15 protein-coding genes and 2 tRNA genes are annotated in these 14,438 nt (G+C 69.5%); 6 read left to right on the forward strand and 11 right to left on the reverse strand.

The genetic code is table 11. From position 1 onward, the window contains the following. Position 1 precedes the first annotated feature (1 nt). Positions 2 to 76, forward strand: a tRNA-Asp gene (locus GTY56_RS21725). A 156-nt stretch (positions 77 to 232) separates the two neighbouring features. Beyond that, positions 233 to 424: a DUF6274 family protein gene (locus GTY56_RS21730; RefSeq protein WP_161367032.1), complete on the forward strand. Its 192-nt coding sequence runs from the start codon at positions 233 to 235 to the stop codon at positions 422 to 424. A 462-nt stretch (positions 425 to 886) separates the two neighbouring features. Here the strand turns inward: GTY56_RS21730 and bldC are convergent, their stop codons facing one another. Next, a complete protein-coding gene (gene bldC, locus GTY56_RS21735; protein ID WP_003949541.1) occupies positions 887 to 1,093 on the reverse strand; it encodes a developmental transcriptional regulator BldC in 207 nt (68 codons plus the stop codon). A gap of 599 nt (positions 1,094 to 1,692) precedes the next feature. Beyond that, positions 1,693 to 2,538, reverse strand: coding sequence for a DUF8083 family protein (locus tag GTY56_RS21740; protein ID WP_161367033.1), 846 nt, complete (start codon positions 2,536 to 2,538; stop codon positions 1,693 to 1,695). A gap of 224 nt (positions 2,539 to 2,762) precedes the next feature. Between GTY56_RS21740 and GTY56_RS21745 the strand changes: the two genes are divergently transcribed. Both GTY56_RS21745 and GTY56_RS21750 read left to right on the forward strand, forming a co-directional pair. Continuing rightward, positions 2,763 to 3,869: a Glu/Leu/Phe/Val dehydrogenase dimerization domain-containing protein gene (locus GTY56_RS21745; protein ID WP_161367034.1), complete on the forward strand. Its 1,107-nt coding sequence runs from the start codon at positions 2,763 to 2,765 to the stop codon at positions 3,867 to 3,869. A gap of 306 nt (positions 3,870 to 4,175) precedes the next feature. Then, positions 4,176 to 4,421 carry a DUF3073 domain-containing protein gene (locus GTY56_RS21750; protein ID WP_030251636.1) on the forward strand — a complete coding sequence of 82 codons (246 nt, stop codon included), beginning with the start codon at positions 4,176 to 4,178 and terminating at the stop codon, positions 4,419 to 4,421. A gap of 83 nt (positions 4,422 to 4,504) precedes the next feature. Here the strand turns inward: GTY56_RS21750 and purM are convergent, their stop codons facing one another. From purM to purS, 9 genes are all read right to left on the reverse strand, one after another. Continuing rightward, on the reverse strand, positions 4,505 to 5,572 hold the full coding sequence (gene purM, locus GTY56_RS21755; protein ID WP_161367035.1) for a phosphoribosylformylglycinamidine cyclo-ligase: 1,068 nt from the start codon (positions 5,570 to 5,572) through the stop codon (positions 4,505 to 4,507). A 44-nt stretch (positions 5,573 to 5,616) separates the two neighbouring features. Beyond that, a complete protein-coding gene (gene purF, locus GTY56_RS21760; protein WP_161367036.1) occupies positions 5,617 to 7,146 on the reverse strand; it encodes an amidophosphoribosyltransferase in 1,530 nt (509 codons plus the stop codon). Positions 7,147 to 7,209: 63 nt separating this feature from the next. After that, a complete protein-coding gene (locus GTY56_RS21765) occupies positions 7,210 to 7,983 on the reverse strand; it encodes an META domain-containing protein (protein ID WP_161367037.1) in 774 nt (257 codons plus the stop codon). Positions 7,984 to 8,020: 37 nt separating this feature from the next. Next, entirely contained in the window at positions 8,021 to 8,818 is a 798-nt protein-coding gene (locus GTY56_RS21770; RefSeq protein WP_161367038.1) for a maleylpyruvate isomerase family mycothiol-dependent enzyme, read from the reverse strand. A gap of 10 nt (positions 8,819 to 8,828) precedes the next feature. Next, a complete protein-coding gene (locus tag GTY56_RS21775; protein WP_161367039.1) occupies positions 8,829 to 9,665 on the reverse strand; it encodes a M23 family metallopeptidase in 837 nt (278 codons plus the stop codon). 20 nt (positions 9,666 to 9,685) lie between these two features. Then, positions 9,686 to 10,186, reverse strand: coding sequence for an ArsR/SmtB family transcription factor (locus GTY56_RS21780; protein WP_161367040.1), 501 nt, complete (start codon positions 10,184 to 10,186; stop codon positions 9,686 to 9,688). A gap of 115 nt (positions 10,187 to 10,301) precedes the next feature. Continuing rightward, entirely contained in the window at positions 10,302 to 12,560 is a 2,259-nt protein-coding gene (gene purL, locus GTY56_RS21785; protein ID WP_161367041.1) for a phosphoribosylformylglycinamidine synthase subunit PurL, read from the reverse strand. Then, positions 12,557 to 13,237 (reverse strand): phosphoribosylformylglycinamidine synthase subunit PurQ, encoded by a 681-nt coding sequence (purQ, locus tag GTY56_RS21790; RefSeq protein WP_161367042.1) that lies wholly within the window; start codon positions 13,235 to 13,237, stop codon positions 12,557 to 12,559. The genes purL and purQ overlap by 4 nt, the downstream gene beginning before the upstream one ends. Continuing rightward, on the reverse strand, positions 13,234 to 13,497 hold the full coding sequence (gene purS, locus GTY56_RS21795) for a phosphoribosylformylglycinamidine synthase subunit PurS (protein WP_033314267.1): 264 nt from the start codon (positions 13,495 to 13,497) through the stop codon (positions 13,234 to 13,236). Before purS ends, purQ begins: the two co-directional genes overlap by 4 nt. 268 nt (positions 13,498 to 13,765) lie before the next feature. Here purS and GTY56_RS21800 point away from each other — a divergent pair, with 268 nt between their 5' ends. Continuing rightward, positions 13,766 to 14,083, forward strand: coding sequence for a histone-like nucleoid-structuring protein Lsr2 (locus tag GTY56_RS21800; RefSeq protein WP_033314310.1), 318 nt, complete (start codon positions 13,766 to 13,768; stop codon positions 14,081 to 14,083). A gap of 134 nt (positions 14,084 to 14,217) precedes the next feature. Continuing rightward, a tRNA-Gly gene (locus tag GTY56_RS21805) sits at positions 14,218 to 14,289 on the forward strand. The last annotated feature ends 149 nt before the right edge of the window (positions 14,290 to 14,438 follow it).

Consider the following 14,438-nt stretch of genomic DNA (forward strand, 5'->3'; position numbering starts at 1 on the left):
TGGTCCTGTGGAGCAGTTTGGAGTGCTCGCCACCCTGTCAAGGTGGAGGCCGCGGGTTCAAATCCCGTCAGGACCGCAGTGAAAGAGCCCGGATCTTCGGATCCGGGCTCTTTCGTGTGCCCTGACCTCCTCGCAGGCCCTTCGGGGCGTCACACGCCGTCTTGACGGCCCCTCAATCCGTCGGTACCCCAGAACCAGGGCCGTCGTCCGTGCGGCCTCCTGGAGGTGGCACATGGCGACAGCGGCGAGGCACGAGACGCGGGCTCTGCTGCGCGCGCACCTGTCGGCCGCGTCGTCGTACCGGCACCTCACCCGGCACTGCCCGATCTGCCGTCACCTGCTGCGGCTGGCACTGGAGTCCGCACCGCGTGCCGCCCAGGGCACGGCCCGGGCCCGGGAGGACGAGAGCCGGGCCTCCGCCTGATCCGCGAGCACCCTCAACACCCGTGCGGGCAGGGGCTGCTGGAGGCGGCGGCTTCTTTACAGCACCTGCGGTGGAGCTAACAAGCCGCTTGGTATGTGACGGGTGTCACCGCATGGGTTTTGGAAAGTGCGGTACTTACACCCCGCCTACAATGGGTCAATTTAATATGTGCAATTGCACCCTGCCCGAGGTGCCGCACACAGCCGATCCGACACCCTCCCCCAGGCTCCTACAAGGCTGCCCACAGCAGGACCGCCAGACTCCTCGCGGGCGCACAAAAAAGATCGCGCTGGACCCGGCGGAGTCCAGCGCGATCGACGACGCACCCTGCTGTATGCCTGGAAAGCCTTGAACGGCTTGGGCGTGGGGCCTGTTGGGGCAGGCTCCGCGTCGTTTGGAGCTGTGGTCCGGACGCCGCGGCCAGTTGGGGGAACCAGCCGGTTTGCCCGGTTATTCAGTTGTTCAGGCCTCGCTGCGCTGCTGCGGGATGCCCGCGAGCAGAGCGCGGACCTCGGCCTCGCGGTAGCGCCGATGCCCGCCGAGCGTGCGGATCGACGTGAGCTTGCCGGCCTTCGCCCACCGCGTGACCGTCTTCGGGTCCACACGGAACATGGTGGCGACCTCAGCCGGGGTCAGCAGCGGCTCGGCATCAGGGGTGCGAGCGGTCATGAGCGGCCTCCTCGGGAGAACCGAACCTTCTCGGTTCTTTCCTCTAAATTCTGCACCTTGACCCGCGTTGCCCGAAATGGCGGACGCGAGTCGAGTCGGTTATAGGACGAACGGCTTGTCCTCGGCACTACAACTACACCATCTGTCCAGCCGCGTCGGCCAAACCGATGGAATTGCCCCTCCAGGTGTTCATCAGCGACGGAAGCCGATGGACCATGCCATAGCGGACAGTCACACCGCTGTGACGATCAGTCACAGGGTGATCAGGAAGTCACGAGACCCCCCAAAGCGTGCAATGCTGAGATTCCACCCATAGTGCTGGACCATGGGACGGAAGGAGCCCTCCCCGGACTCCTTGTCCTATTTTGGCATGAGGAGGGGCAAGGGACGCAAGAGCCTCGTACGTGTAGTCCGTCACGCTTGGCCTACTTGAGAGGTCTGCCCGGATCGGTCCCTACGTCCCTTGTTGACGACGCCTCAGGAGACGCACAGCCCGCTTCAGGAACTCGGTGCGAGGACGAAACCCCACATCGGGCGGTTCGTCAAACGTCAGTTCGTGACCGAATGCGAGCGGTCTGTACGGAGATCAAGGTCAGGGGTCAGTTGGCCGACCGCAGATCCCGCACCGAACGCCACCGCTCCACGAGCCGGGCGTAGGCCTCCCCCGCGGCGGCCCCGTCGCCCCTGCGCAGCGCGGCGATGCCCTCGGCCACGTCCGCCGCGGAGTGGTCGTCCTCCAGCGCCCCGGCCGGCACCGCGTGCACCAGGCCGCCGTAGTCCAGCTCCACGAGCGAGCGCGGGTGGAACTCCTCCAGCCAGCGCCCGACGTCCATCAGGCCGTCGATCAGCGGCCCCTCGTCCATGGCCTCCCTCAGGGCGCGCAGGCCCCGGGCCACCCGCCGCCGGGCCTGGACCATGGGGGTCCGGTAACGCAGCACCGGCGGGCCGCCCGTGCTGTCGCCCTTGTCGTACTCGCGCTCCTCGTCGGAGACCAGCACGAACCAGTTGATCGGCACCTGCCAGGTGGCCGTACGGATCCACGGGCGGGCGTCCGGGTTGATCGCCAGCCAGCGCTCGTAGTCCTGGGAGGCCTGGCGCCGCAGGACGGGCGGCAGGACCGCGTCCATGACGGGCGGGGGCAGCTCCTCGCTCAGCTCGTCCAGGGCCAGCCAGCCGCGCAGCCGGGTGCGCCAGGGGCACACGCAGACGACGCCGTCGACGTCGAGCACGAAGGCGTCCTCGCTCTCGTGCACCGGAACCGGGACCGGCGGTACGGGCGCCAAGTCGGCCAGGGCGCGCCTGAGTTCGTCCTGGTACGAAGGCCGGTCCGTGCGGCGGGCGTAGCGGGCCCAGTGGCTGCGCTCCGGTTCGGGGAAGGCGGCCAGCGGTTCGTACACGCGCAGGTAGGTCGCGTAGGGGACGATCACCGAGGTCACCTTGGGCACGCCTGCTCCCTCCCCCGCGCACCGCCGTGAAAACCTGCGGAACCCACTCACGATCGCGCGGGAAATCTATGCAAATCGTCGCACGGGTGTACTCCGGTCGGAGGTGATCCTGTGCACTGTGCGGTCGGCGGGCCGAACAGGCTCTAATCTCATGCTCAACGATCCCCGCCACCCACACGGGGAGCTGGTCTCCACCCGCCGCAACTTACTCAGGAGTCACCACAGTGACCGACGTAACCGGCGCACCTGCTGATGTACTGCACACCCTGTTCCACTCGGACCAGGGCGGACATGAGCAAGTCGTGCTCTGCCAGGACCGCGCGAGCGGCCTCAAGGCCGTCATCGCCCTCCACTCCACCGCTCTGGGCCCCGCGCTCGGCGGTACGCGCTTCTACCCGTACGCCAACGAGGCCGAGGCCGTCGCCGACGCGCTGAACCTCGCCCGCGGGATGTCGTACAAGAACGCCATGGCCGGTCTCGACCACGGCGGCGGCAAGGCCGTGATCATCGGCGACCCGGAGAAGACCAAGACCGAGGAGCTGCTCCTCGCCTACGGCCGGTTCGTCGCCTCCCTGGGCGGGCGTTACGTCACGGCCTGCGACGTCGGTACGTACGTCGCCGACATGGACGTCGTGGCGCGCGAATGCCGCTGGACGACCGGCCGCTCCCCCGAGAACGGCGGCGCCGGGGACTCCTCCGTCCTCACCGCCTACGGCGTCTACCAGGGCATGCGGGCCTCCGCGCAGCACCTGTGGGGCGACCCCTCGCTGCGGGGCAAGCGGGTCGGCATCGCGGGCGTCGGCAAGGTCGGCCACCACCTGGTCGAGCACCTGCGGGCGGAGGGCGCCGAGGTCGTCATCACGGACGTGCGCGAGGAGGCCGTGGGCCGGATCCTCGCGGCGCACCCGACGGGCGTCACGGCCGTCGCCGACACCGCGACCCTGATCCGCGCCGAGGGCCTCGACATCTACGCCCCCTGCGCGCTCGGCGGTGCCCTGAACGACGACACCGTGCCCGCGCTGACCGCCAAGGTGGTCTGCGGCGCCGCCAACAACCAGCTCGCCCACCCGGGCGTGGAGAAGGACCTCGCCGACCGCGGGATCCTCTACGCGCCGGACTACGTGGTGAACGCCGGCGGGGTCATCCAGGTCGCCGACGAGCTGCACGGCTTCGACTTCGACCGGTGCAAGGCGAAGGCGTCGAAGATCTTCGACACCACGCTGGCCATATTCGCACGTGCGAAGGAGGACGGCATTCCGCCGGCCGCGGCGGCCGACCGGATCGCCGAGCAGCGGATGCACGACGCGGCCCTGGCCCGCCGGGCGCGCTGACCCGGGCCATCCGGGGCGCCTCGTACGTTTGGCCGGTACCCGCCGGTGGGCAGTTAGAGAGAACTCTCACTTCTACCGGCGGGTCGACCGCCGATAAGTGGTTAAAATCGCGGTTGACCAGCGAGGACGGGGCGCCTCGAAGGTCCTGGGCGCGGGCACGTCATGCGGGCGACGTACCGTATGGGCGCGGGCTCAGGTACCGTGGAAGCCCTACGGACCGGTCTCTCCGCAGAGAGACCGTGCCGGACCATGAACGCGTGTCAAGACTCTGGGGCCGTCGAGCCCCGTCGTTGAGGGGGTCGAGCCATGGGGCGCGGCCGGGCCAAGGCCAAGCAGACGAAGGTCGCCCGCCAGCTGAAGTACAACAGCGGTGGGACTGACCTCTCACGCCTGGCTGAGGAGCTGGGTGCATCGCCTTCGAATCCGCAGCCGCCTAACGGCGAGCCGTTCGAAGACGATGAGGACGACGACCTGTACGCACGGTACGCCGACCTCTATGAGGACGACGACGACGAGGACGACCAGTCCTCGCAGCATCGTCGCGGCGCTTGACCCTGCACTAGAGCACTCACCCGGTCGGTGACTTCGGTCACCGACCGGGTTCTGTGCTGCCTCAGGGTCACGACCCCCGGGTCTCAGCTCGCGTAGTCACCGATCAGGGCGGCACCGGTGGGGTGCTCGCCCCGGTCCGTGATCTCTCCGGCCACCCAGGCGTCCACGCCGCGGTCGGTGAGGGTCGCCAGGGCCACGTCCACGGACTCCTGGGGCACGATCGCGATCATGCCGACGCCCATGTTCAGGGTCTTCTCGAGCTCCAGACGCTCGACGCTGCCCGTGCGGCCGACGAGGTCGAAGATCGGGGCCGGCGTCCAGGTGGAGCGGTCCACGATCGCGTGCAGGCCGTCCGGGATGACCCGCGCCAGGTTGGCCGCGAGCCCGCCGCCGGTGACGTGGCTGAAGGCGTGCACCTCGGTGGTGCGCATCAGGGCCAGGCAGTCCAGCGAGTAGATCTTCGTCGGCTCCAGCAGCTCCTCGCCGAGGGTGCGGCCGAGCTCCTCGATGTGCGCGTCCAGGGCCAGGCCCGCCTGGTTCAGCAGGACGTGACGGACGAGGGAATACCCGTTCGAGTGAAGCCCGGAGGACGCCATGGCGATCACCGCGTCACCCGTACGGATGCGATCCGCGCCGAGCAGCCGGTCGGCCTCCACGACGCCCGTACCGGCGCCGGCGACGTCGAAGTCGTCCTCGCCCAGCAGGCCCGGGTGTTCGGCCGTCTCGCCGCCGACCAGGGCGCAGCCGGCGAGCACACAGCCCTCGGCGATGCCCTTGACGATGGCAGCGACCCGCTCGGGGTGGACCTTGCCGACGCAGATGTAGTCGGTCATGAACAGCGGCTCGGCACCGCAGACCACGATGTCGTCCATGACCATGGCGACCAGGTCGTGGCCGATGGTGTCGTAGACGCCCAGCCGGCGGGCGATGTCGACCTTGGTGCCGACGCCGTCCGTGGCGGAGGCCAGCAGGGGGCGCTCGTAGTTCTTCAGGGCGGAGGCGTCGAAGAGGCCGGCGAAGCCGCCGAGGCCGCCGAGGACCTCGGGGCGCTGGGCCTTCTTCACCCACTCCTTCATCAGTTCGACGGCGCGGTCGCCCGCTTCGATGTCGACGCCCGCGGCTGCGTAGCTGGCACCAGTTGTGTCAGGCATGACGATAAGAACCTTTGTGTCGTACGGCAGGTGTTACGGGCCGTCTACGGGCGGCGGATCGCGTCGGCGGCGGCCGTGGCGGCCGGGCCGGCGGCCAGCTCCGTCTCCAGCAGCTGCTTGCCGAGCAGCTCGGGGTCCGGGAGCTCCATCGGGTACTCGCCGTCGAAGCAGGCGCGGCACAGGTTCGGCTTGGCGATGGTGGTCGCGTCGATCATGCCGTCGATGGAGATGTAGGCCAGGGAGTCGGCGCCCAGGGAGGTGCCGATCTCGTCGATCGTCATGCCGTTGGCGATGAGCTCGGCGCGGGTGGCGAAGTCGATGCCGAAGAAGCAGGGCCACTTCACGGGCGGCGAGGAGATCCGGATGTGGACCTCGGCCGCGCCCGCCTCGCGGAGCATGCGGACCAGGGCGCGCTGGGTGTTGCCGCGCACGATCGAGTCGTCGACGACGACCAGGCGCTTGCCCTTGATGACTTCCTTCAGCGGGTTCAGCTTCAGGCGGATGCCCAGCTGGCGGATGGTCTGCGAGGGCTGGATGAACGTCCGGCCGACGTAGGCGTTCTTGACGAGGCCGGCGCCGAAGGGGATGCCGGAGGCTTCCGCGTAGCCGATCGCCGCGGGCGTGCCGGACTCCGGGGTCGCTATCACCAGGTCGGCCTCCACCGGGGCTTCCTTGGCGAGCTTGCGGCCCATCTCCACGCGGGAGAGGTACACGTTCCGGCCGGCGATGTCGGTGTCCGGGCGGGCCAGGTACACGTACTCGAAGACACAGCCCTTGGGCTTCGCTTCCGCGAAGCGGGAGGTGCGCAGGCCGTTCTCGTCGATGGCGACGAACTCGCCCGGCTCGATCTCGCGGACGTAAGAGGCGCCGCAGATGTCGAGGGCTGCGGATTCGGAGGCGACCACCCAGCCGCGCTCCAGCCGGCCGAGGACCAGCGGGCGAATGCCCTGCGGGTCGCGGGCCGCGTACAGGGTGTGCTCGTCCATGAAGACGAGCGAGAAGGCTCCCTTGACCTGCGGGAGGACCGTGTGGGCGGCCTCCTCGATGGTCAGGGGCTTGCCGTCCTCGTCGACCTGGGCCGCCAGGAGCGCGGTCAGCAGGTCGGTGTCGTTGGTCGCCGCGACGCGCGGGGTGCGGCCGCCTTCCTGCTTGGGCAGGTCGGCGACCATCTCGGCGAGCTGGGCGGTGTTGACGAGGTTGCCGTTGTGGCCGAGCGCGATGGATCCGTGTCCGGTCGCGCGGAAGGTCGGCTGGGCGTTCTCCCAGACGGAGGCACCAGTGGTCGAGTAGCGGGCGTGTCCGACCGCGATGTGACCCTGGAGCGAGCCGAGGGAGGTCTCGTCGAAGACTTGCGAGACCAGGCCCATGTCCTTGAAGACGAGGATCTGTGAGCCGTTGCTGACCGCGATTCCCGCGGATTCCTGGCCTCGATGCTGGAGGGCGTAGAGCCCGAAGTACGTGAGCTTGGCGACCTCTTCGCCCGGAGCCCAGACACCGAAGACGCCACAAGCGTCCTGGGGGCCCTTCTCACCGGGGAGCAGGTCGTGGTTGAGTCGTCCGTCACCACGTGGCACGCCACCGAGTGTAGGCGAGGTCGACCACTGGTCCGAATTGGGGATAGCGGACTTTCCGGTGGATCACTGCTCGGCGACCGCTCGCACACTCGTCCCGTTTTCGCTGGTCAGCGTGAGGGTTTGGTGATCGACTCGGTACTTCGGCTTCCCGTCGAAAAGTCGCAGCAGGGTCTTCTCGGCGGTCATGAGTGAGTCTTCGCACATCATTCGGGTCGTGGCAGGGGGGCCGAGGGTGATATGGCCGTCGCTGACCGTGGCCTGGGCGTTCACCTTGTTGCAGCCGAGGCGGCCGGAGACGGTGCCCTTCTTCTCGTCGAAGGTGAGGTGGGCGCGGCCGTCGGCCTTCGGTGTCGTGACGGTCCACCTGGTGCCGGCCAGCGGGGCGTCCTTCGCCTCGGTCAGGCGGACGGTGTCGCCCCGGCCGGTGGTGAGGGTGAGACGGTCGTCGTCCGTCTTCGCCGTCAGCTCCTGGTCCGAGAAGGCCTTCACGAGGGTCGTCTCGAACGCGACGGGCGTGCCCTCGCAGGCCATCTGGGTGGCCCTGGTCTTGCCGAGCCGGACGCGGTCGCCGTCGACGGTGGCCTCGGCGCTGAATGTGTTGCAGCCGAGGCTGCCCTCGGCCCGGCCCTTGTCGAGGGTCACGTGGGCGCCGGACGGGGCCTTCTGCGTCCTGCCGTCCGCGGTGACACTCTCCACGTTCCACCGCACACCGGTGATCGGCTTGTCGGCGCCGACCGAGCCGCTGCCGCCCCCCGCCTTCTCGCTGCCACAGGCCGCCAGGAGCGGGACGAGCATGGCTGCGGCCGTCAGGGTCATGCGCTGCTTCTGCCTGTCCATGCCCCTTCGACGGGCGACCCGGGCGGATCGGTTCCCCTTATTGCATCAGGGGCAGATGGGCCGACAGGTCCGCCCGCTCTCCGCTCGCGCTGACCTTGGCCTGCTGGAGGGCCTGCGCCCATTCCACCCGCCCGGTGGCCAGCCGGATCCAGGTCAGCGGGTCCGTCTCGACGACGCTGGGCGGGGTGCCCCGGGTGTGCCGCGGCCCCTCCACGCACTGCACCACCGCGTACGGCGGCACCCGCACCTCCGTCGAGCCCCCGGGCGCCTTCGCGGCCAGCGCATCGGCGAGCAGCCGGGTGCAGGCGGCCAGGGCCTGCCGGTCGTAGGGGATGTCCAGGCCGGGGACGGCGGCGTTGAGGTCGTCGGTGTGGACGACGAGCTCGACGGTGCGGGTGACGAGGTAGTCGGCGAGGGGCAGGGCGCCGGTGCGGGTGGGGAGCAGGCGGGTGCCGGGGGCATCGGCCAGGGCCTTGGTGAGGCGCTCCGCGGTGCTCGCGTAGAGGGCGTGGAGGTCGGGATGGGCATCGGCGAGCCGCCGGGTGTCGTCGGCGATGCCCAGGGCGCGGGCGGCGGTGGCGAAGGGCCAGTCGAGCAGGGCCAGGTCCGCCTTCGCCGGTTCCTCGCGGTCGAGGTTGCGGCTGACCGTCTCCACGGCCATGGTCACGTGCGCGGCGAGTTCCCGCACCGTCCAGTCGCCGAGCCGGGTGGGGAGATCCAGTTGCTCGGGGGTGAGCGCCGGAACGGCCTGCCGTACGTGCCCGAACTGGGCGAGCACGGCTGCGCGGATCTTGACGGGGTCGTAGCTGCGGGTGCGCTTCTTGGCCGGGGGCATGGGGGCCAGCCTAGGCGCGGGCTGTGACAGTGGGGGGTGCCTCGAAGGTCTCGCCGTTGCGGGGGACCCCGATGCCGTGCCAGGTGAAGGGGACACCCCGGGCCGCGTCCGGATCCGGGCCGTCCATCAGCTGGAAGTGCAGGTGCGGTTCGGAGGAGTTGCCGGAGTTGCCACAGCGGGCGACCAGTTGTCCGGCGCGGACGCGATCGCCCTCGCGGACGGTGAGGGAGCCGCGCTGGAGGTGGGCGTAGGCGGCGAAGGTGCCGTGGCCGAGGTCGAGGACCAGGTGGTTGCCGAGGATGCGGCTGACGCCCGCCATCTCGCGCACCGTCCCCTCGACGAGCATCAGGTACAGCAGCCCGGGCAAGGAGGTGCGGCTGAGGTGGTCGCGCTGCCGGCCTCGCGCACGTACGACCGTGGCGTCGGCGACCGCCAGGACAGGGGCGCCGTGGGCCGGGAAGTCCTGGGCACGGCGGGCGAGCGGCCACAGCCATCCGAAGGCCGGGCGGGCACCCGGCTCGGGCTCGGCCAGGATGTCGATGGCGAACGTCTGGCCGTAGCTGTGCACGCCGTGGCTGGGCGTGCGGTCGGCCGGGCTGTTCAGCGCGGACCAGCGGCCGGTGACGGGCGGAGCGACCTCGACGGGCTCACGGGGCGCGCGAGGCCGGTCGGGGGCGCCGCCCCACCGGTTGACCAGGAGGACAACGGTGTACGCCAGGACCACCGGCGCGAAGTTCCACCACCAGGGGCCGGCCGACAGGCCGAAACCCAGGTCGGCGGCTATCAGTCCGAAGAAGACCAGCCACAGAACGCGGTAGGTCACCATGCCGAGCTTGCGTGCGGACATTCGGTTCTCCCCCGGTTCCGCTACGGGCGGGTCGTCGCCAGGGCCACCAGGAGCGGTACGACCCGGCCCGGTGGCACCTCGTGGCGGCCCCGGCCGGTCGTGTGGAGCCAGCCCGTGGCGGTGAGCTGGCGCAGGTGGTGGTAGATCTGGCCGGTGGTGCCGACCTCGTCCAGCTCGGCGAGTTCGGTCGCGGTGCGCCGGCCGCCGAGGATCTCGCGGAGCAGACGGATCCGGACCGGGTGGCCGAGCGCCGCGAACGACTCGGCGGCCGTCGTCCAGTCGCCCTCCAGCAGGTCCTCCGTGAGGAGAGTCAGCTGCCAGGAGTACTCCTCACCCGTCGGCAGGCCCACGGAACCGGTGTAGAGGACACCGCCGTCTTCCACCCCCGCCTCGGACAGGTGCTCCCTCAGCCCGTTCAGAGCCCAGAAGTCGCCCCCGTCGATGCGGGGGTCGGTGTGCCGGGCGCCTTCCAGGGCCACCAGACGGCGTTCAAGGTCTGTGACGCGCTGTTCCAGGTCCATGCTTCGATATTACGGAACTACGTAATCTCGTGCAAGAGTTCCCGGTACCCGCAGCCGTCCGGGCAGAGCGAAGCCCCCGCCCGGCGGACCGGGCGGGGGCTTCGGAACGGGTTGCCTACTTCAGCAGCGCCGGGATCGTGCCCTCGTGCGCCTCGCGCAGCTCGGACAGGGTGAGCGCGAACTCGCCCTGGACGTCCACGGTGTCGCCGTCGACGACACCGATGCGGGTGACGGGCAGGCCCCGCGCACCGCACATGTCGTTGAAGCGGACCTCTTCCGACCGCGGCACGGCCACGACCGCACGGCCCGCCGACTCGGAGAAGAGGAAGGTGAAGGCGTCCAGACCGTCCGGGACGATCAGGCGGGCGCCCTTGCCGCCCAGCAGCGCCGACTCGACGACCGCCTGGATCAGACCGCCGTCGGACAGGTCGTGCGCGGAGTCGATCATGCCGTCGCGGGACGCGGAGATCAGGATCTCGGCCAGCAGCCGCTCGCGCTCCAGGTCGACCTTCGGAGGCAGACCACCGAGGTGGTCGTGCACGACCTGCGACCAGGCCGAGCCGCCGAACTCCTCCCGCGTGTCGCCGAGGAGGTAGAGCAGCTGGCCCTCCTCCTGGAAGGCGACCGGCGTGCGGCGGGCCACGTCGTCGATGACGCCGAGGACCGCGACGACCGGGGTCGGGTGGATGGCCGCCTCGCCCGTCTGGTTGTAGAGGGAGACGTTGCCGCCGGTCACCGGGGTGCCCAGCTGCTGGCAGGCGTCCGCCAGACCGCGCACGGCCTCCGCGAACTGCCACATCACCGCCGGGTCCTCGGGCGAGCCGAAGTTCAGGCAGTCGGAGACGGCGAGCGGCTTGGCGCCGGTGGTGGCGACGTTGCGGTACGCCTCCGCCAGGGCCAGCTGGGCGCCGTGGTACGGGTCGAGCTTGGCGTACCGGCCGTTGCCGTCCGTGGCGATGGCCACGCCGAGGCCGGTCTCCTCGTCGATCCGGATCATGCCGGAGTCCTCGGGCTGGGCGAGGACGGTGTTGCCCTGCACGAAGTGGTCGTACTGGCTGGTGATCCAGGACTTGGAGGCCTGGTTCGGAGAGCCGACCAGCTTCAGGACCTGGTCCTTCAGCTCCTCGGACGTCTCCGGCCGGGGCAGCTTGTTCGCGTCGTCCGCCTGGAGCTCGTCCTGCCAGGAGGGCCGGGCGTAGGGGCGCTCGTAGACCGGGCCCTCGTGCGCCACCGTGCGCGGGTCGACGTCGACGATCTTGCCGCCGTGCCAGTAGATCTCCAGGCGGTCGCCGTCGGTCACCTCACCGATGACGGTGGCGATGACGTCCCACTTCTCGCAGATCTCCAGGAAGCGGTCGACCTTCTCCGGCTCGACGACCGCGCACATCCGTTCCTGCGACTCGCTCATGAGGATCTCCTCGGGCGAGAGCGTGGAGTCGCGCAGCGGGACGTCGTCCAGGGTGACGCGCATGCCACCGGAGCCGTTGGACGCCAGCTCGCTCGTCGCGCAGGACAGGCCCGCCGCGCCGAGATCCTGGATGCCGACGACCAGCTTCTCGGCGAAGGCCTCCAGGGTGCACTCGATGAGGAGCTTCTCCTGGAAGGGGTCGCCGACCTGCACGGCCGGGCGCTTCGAGGGCTTGGCGTCGTCGAAGGTCTCGGAGGCCAGGATGGAGGCGCCGCCGATGCCGTCGCCGCCGGTGCGGGCCCCGTAGAGGATGACCTTGTTGCCGGCGCCGGAGGCCTTCGCGAGGTGGATGTCCTCGTGCCGCATGACGCCGATGGCGCCGGCGTTGACCAGCGGGTTGCCCTGGTAACAGGCGTCGAAGACGACCTCGCCGCCGATGTTGGGCAGCCCCAGGCAGTTGCCGTAGCCGCCGATGCCGGCGACGACGCCCGGCAGGACGCGCTTGGTGTCGGGGTGGTCGGCCGCGCCGAAGCGCAGCGGGTCGACGACCGCGACCGGGCGGGCGCCCATCGCGATGATGTCGCGGACGATGCCGCCGACGCCGGTGGCCGCGCCCTGGTAGGGCTCGACGTAGGAGGGGTGGTTGTGCGACTCCACCTTGAAGGTGACCGCGTAGCCCTGGCCGACGTCGACGACACCGGCGTTCTCGCCGATGCCGACGAGCATCGCGTCGGACTCGGGGGCCTTCTCGCCGAACTGGCGCAGGTGCACCTTGCTGCTCTTGTACGAGCAGTGCTCGGACCACATGACCGAGTACATGGCCAGCTCCGCGCCGGTGGGGCGGCGGCCGAGGATCTCGACGACCCTCTCGTACTCGTCCTTCTTCAGGCCCAGCTCGGCCCAGGGCAGCTCGACGTCGGGGGTCGCGGCCGCGTGCTCGACCGTGTCCAGAGGCGTCCGGCTCATGCGTTGACCAGCTTCTTGAGGATCGAGGTGAAGAACGGGAGGCCGTCGGTGCGACCGGTGCCGATCAGCGGCTCGACGGCGTGCTCGGGGTGCGGCATGAGGCCCACGACGTTCCCGGCCGCGTTGGTGACACCGGCGATGTCGCGCTGCGAGCCGTTCGGGTTGAAGTCGACGTACCGGAAGGCGACCCGGCCCTCGGCCTCCAGCTCGTCGAGGGTGCGCTCGTCGGCGACGTACTGCCCGTCGTTGTTCTTCAGCGGGATGTGGATCTCCTGGCCCGCCGAGTAGTCGGTGGTCCAGGCGGTCTCGGCGTTCTCCACCCGCAGCTTCTGGTCGCGGCAGATGAAGTGCAGGTGGTCGTTGCGCAGCATCGTGCCCGGCAGCAGATGGGCCTCGGTGAGGATCTGGAAGCCGTTGCAGATGCCGAGCACCGGCAGACCGGCCTTCGCCTGCTCCAGCAGGGGCTCCATCACCGGCGAGAAACGGGCGATGGCCCCGGCGCGCAGATAGTCGCCGTAGGAGAAACCACCGCACAACACCACGGCGTCGACCTGCTTGAGGTCCTTGTCCTTGTGCCACAGGGCGACCGGCTCGGCGCCCGCGACCCGGATCGCGCGCTGTGTGTCACGGTCGTCCAGGCTGCCGGGAAAAGTGACGACGCCAATACGAGCGGTCACTTCACGGCCTCCGCGACTTCCTCGACACGGATCGTGAAGTCCTCGATCACGGTGTTCGCGAGGAAGGACTCCGCAAGATCATGAATGCGGGCGAGGGCGGCCTCGTCGACCGGCCCGTCAACTTCCAGTTCGAAACGCTTTCCCTGGCGGACGTCCGAGATCCCGTCGAAACCCAGCCGCGGCAGTGCGCGCTGCACCGCCTGGCCCTGGGGGTCGAGGATCTCCGGCTTGAGCATGACGTCGACTACGACGCGTGCCACTGGCACTCCCGGTGTGTGGTGCTGAGCAGGTTCCTTCAGACTACCCGCACAAAAATTCTACGCGCGTCGACTTGTAGGAAACTACGAGACCGTCATCACGGTCCGGCATCGACGGACCCGCACGCGAAATTTTCGGGGAAAGATTCCGGATCGACACCCGGCACCCATTGCCTTCTGACACGCGGAAGGATTTAGTCGGGCTTCACAATGTATTGCCAGGCACTGTACAAATGAATTGGCAAAGTGCCGCATGAAGGGACCGATATTCGTGGCGCAGAAGGTCGTGGTCACTCTCTTTGACGACATCGACGGCTCGGAAGCGACGGAAACGATCGCCTTCGGACTGGACGGCAAGTCGTACGAGATCGACCTGAGCGAAGTCAACGCCGGAGAACTGCGGCAGGCGCTCGCGCCCTATGTGGAGGCCGGCCGCAAGCGGTCCCGCTCGGGCAAGGCGTACCGGCAGACGGAGGTCGCCCCCGACCCCTCGGCCGTGCGCGCCTGGGCCCAGGCCAACAAGATGGAGGTCCCCGCGCGCGGGCGCATCCCCAAGAAGGTCTACGAGGCGTTCACCGCCGCGCAGTGACGGCCCGTCGAGCCCGGCCCCACGGCCGGCCACCCGCCCCTCGCGGCAACCGACTTGCGCAGCCCCCGGGCTGATCAGCTAGAGTCTGGAGCACGCCGAGGGGCGAGGCCGAAAGGCCCGGCTCACGGAAACATGCGGGTGTAGTTCAGTAGTAGAACATCCCCCTTCCAGGGGGAAGGCGCAGTGTGCGATTCCTGTCACCCGCTCTGCATCGCCATACCGACCACTCCTGTGGATCAGGTAGGCTGGTGCCTGCACCGGTCGGTGAAAGCTGACCGGGAGCGCATGCGGACGTAGCTCAGTTGGTAGAGCGCAACCTTGCCAAGGTTGAGGTCGCGAGTTCGAACCTCGTCGT

This window comes from Streptomyces sp. SID5643 (genome assembly GCF_009872555.1).
Classification (GTDB): domain Bacteria; phylum Actinomycetota; class Actinomycetes; order Streptomycetales; family Streptomycetaceae; genus Streptomyces; species Streptomyces iakyrus.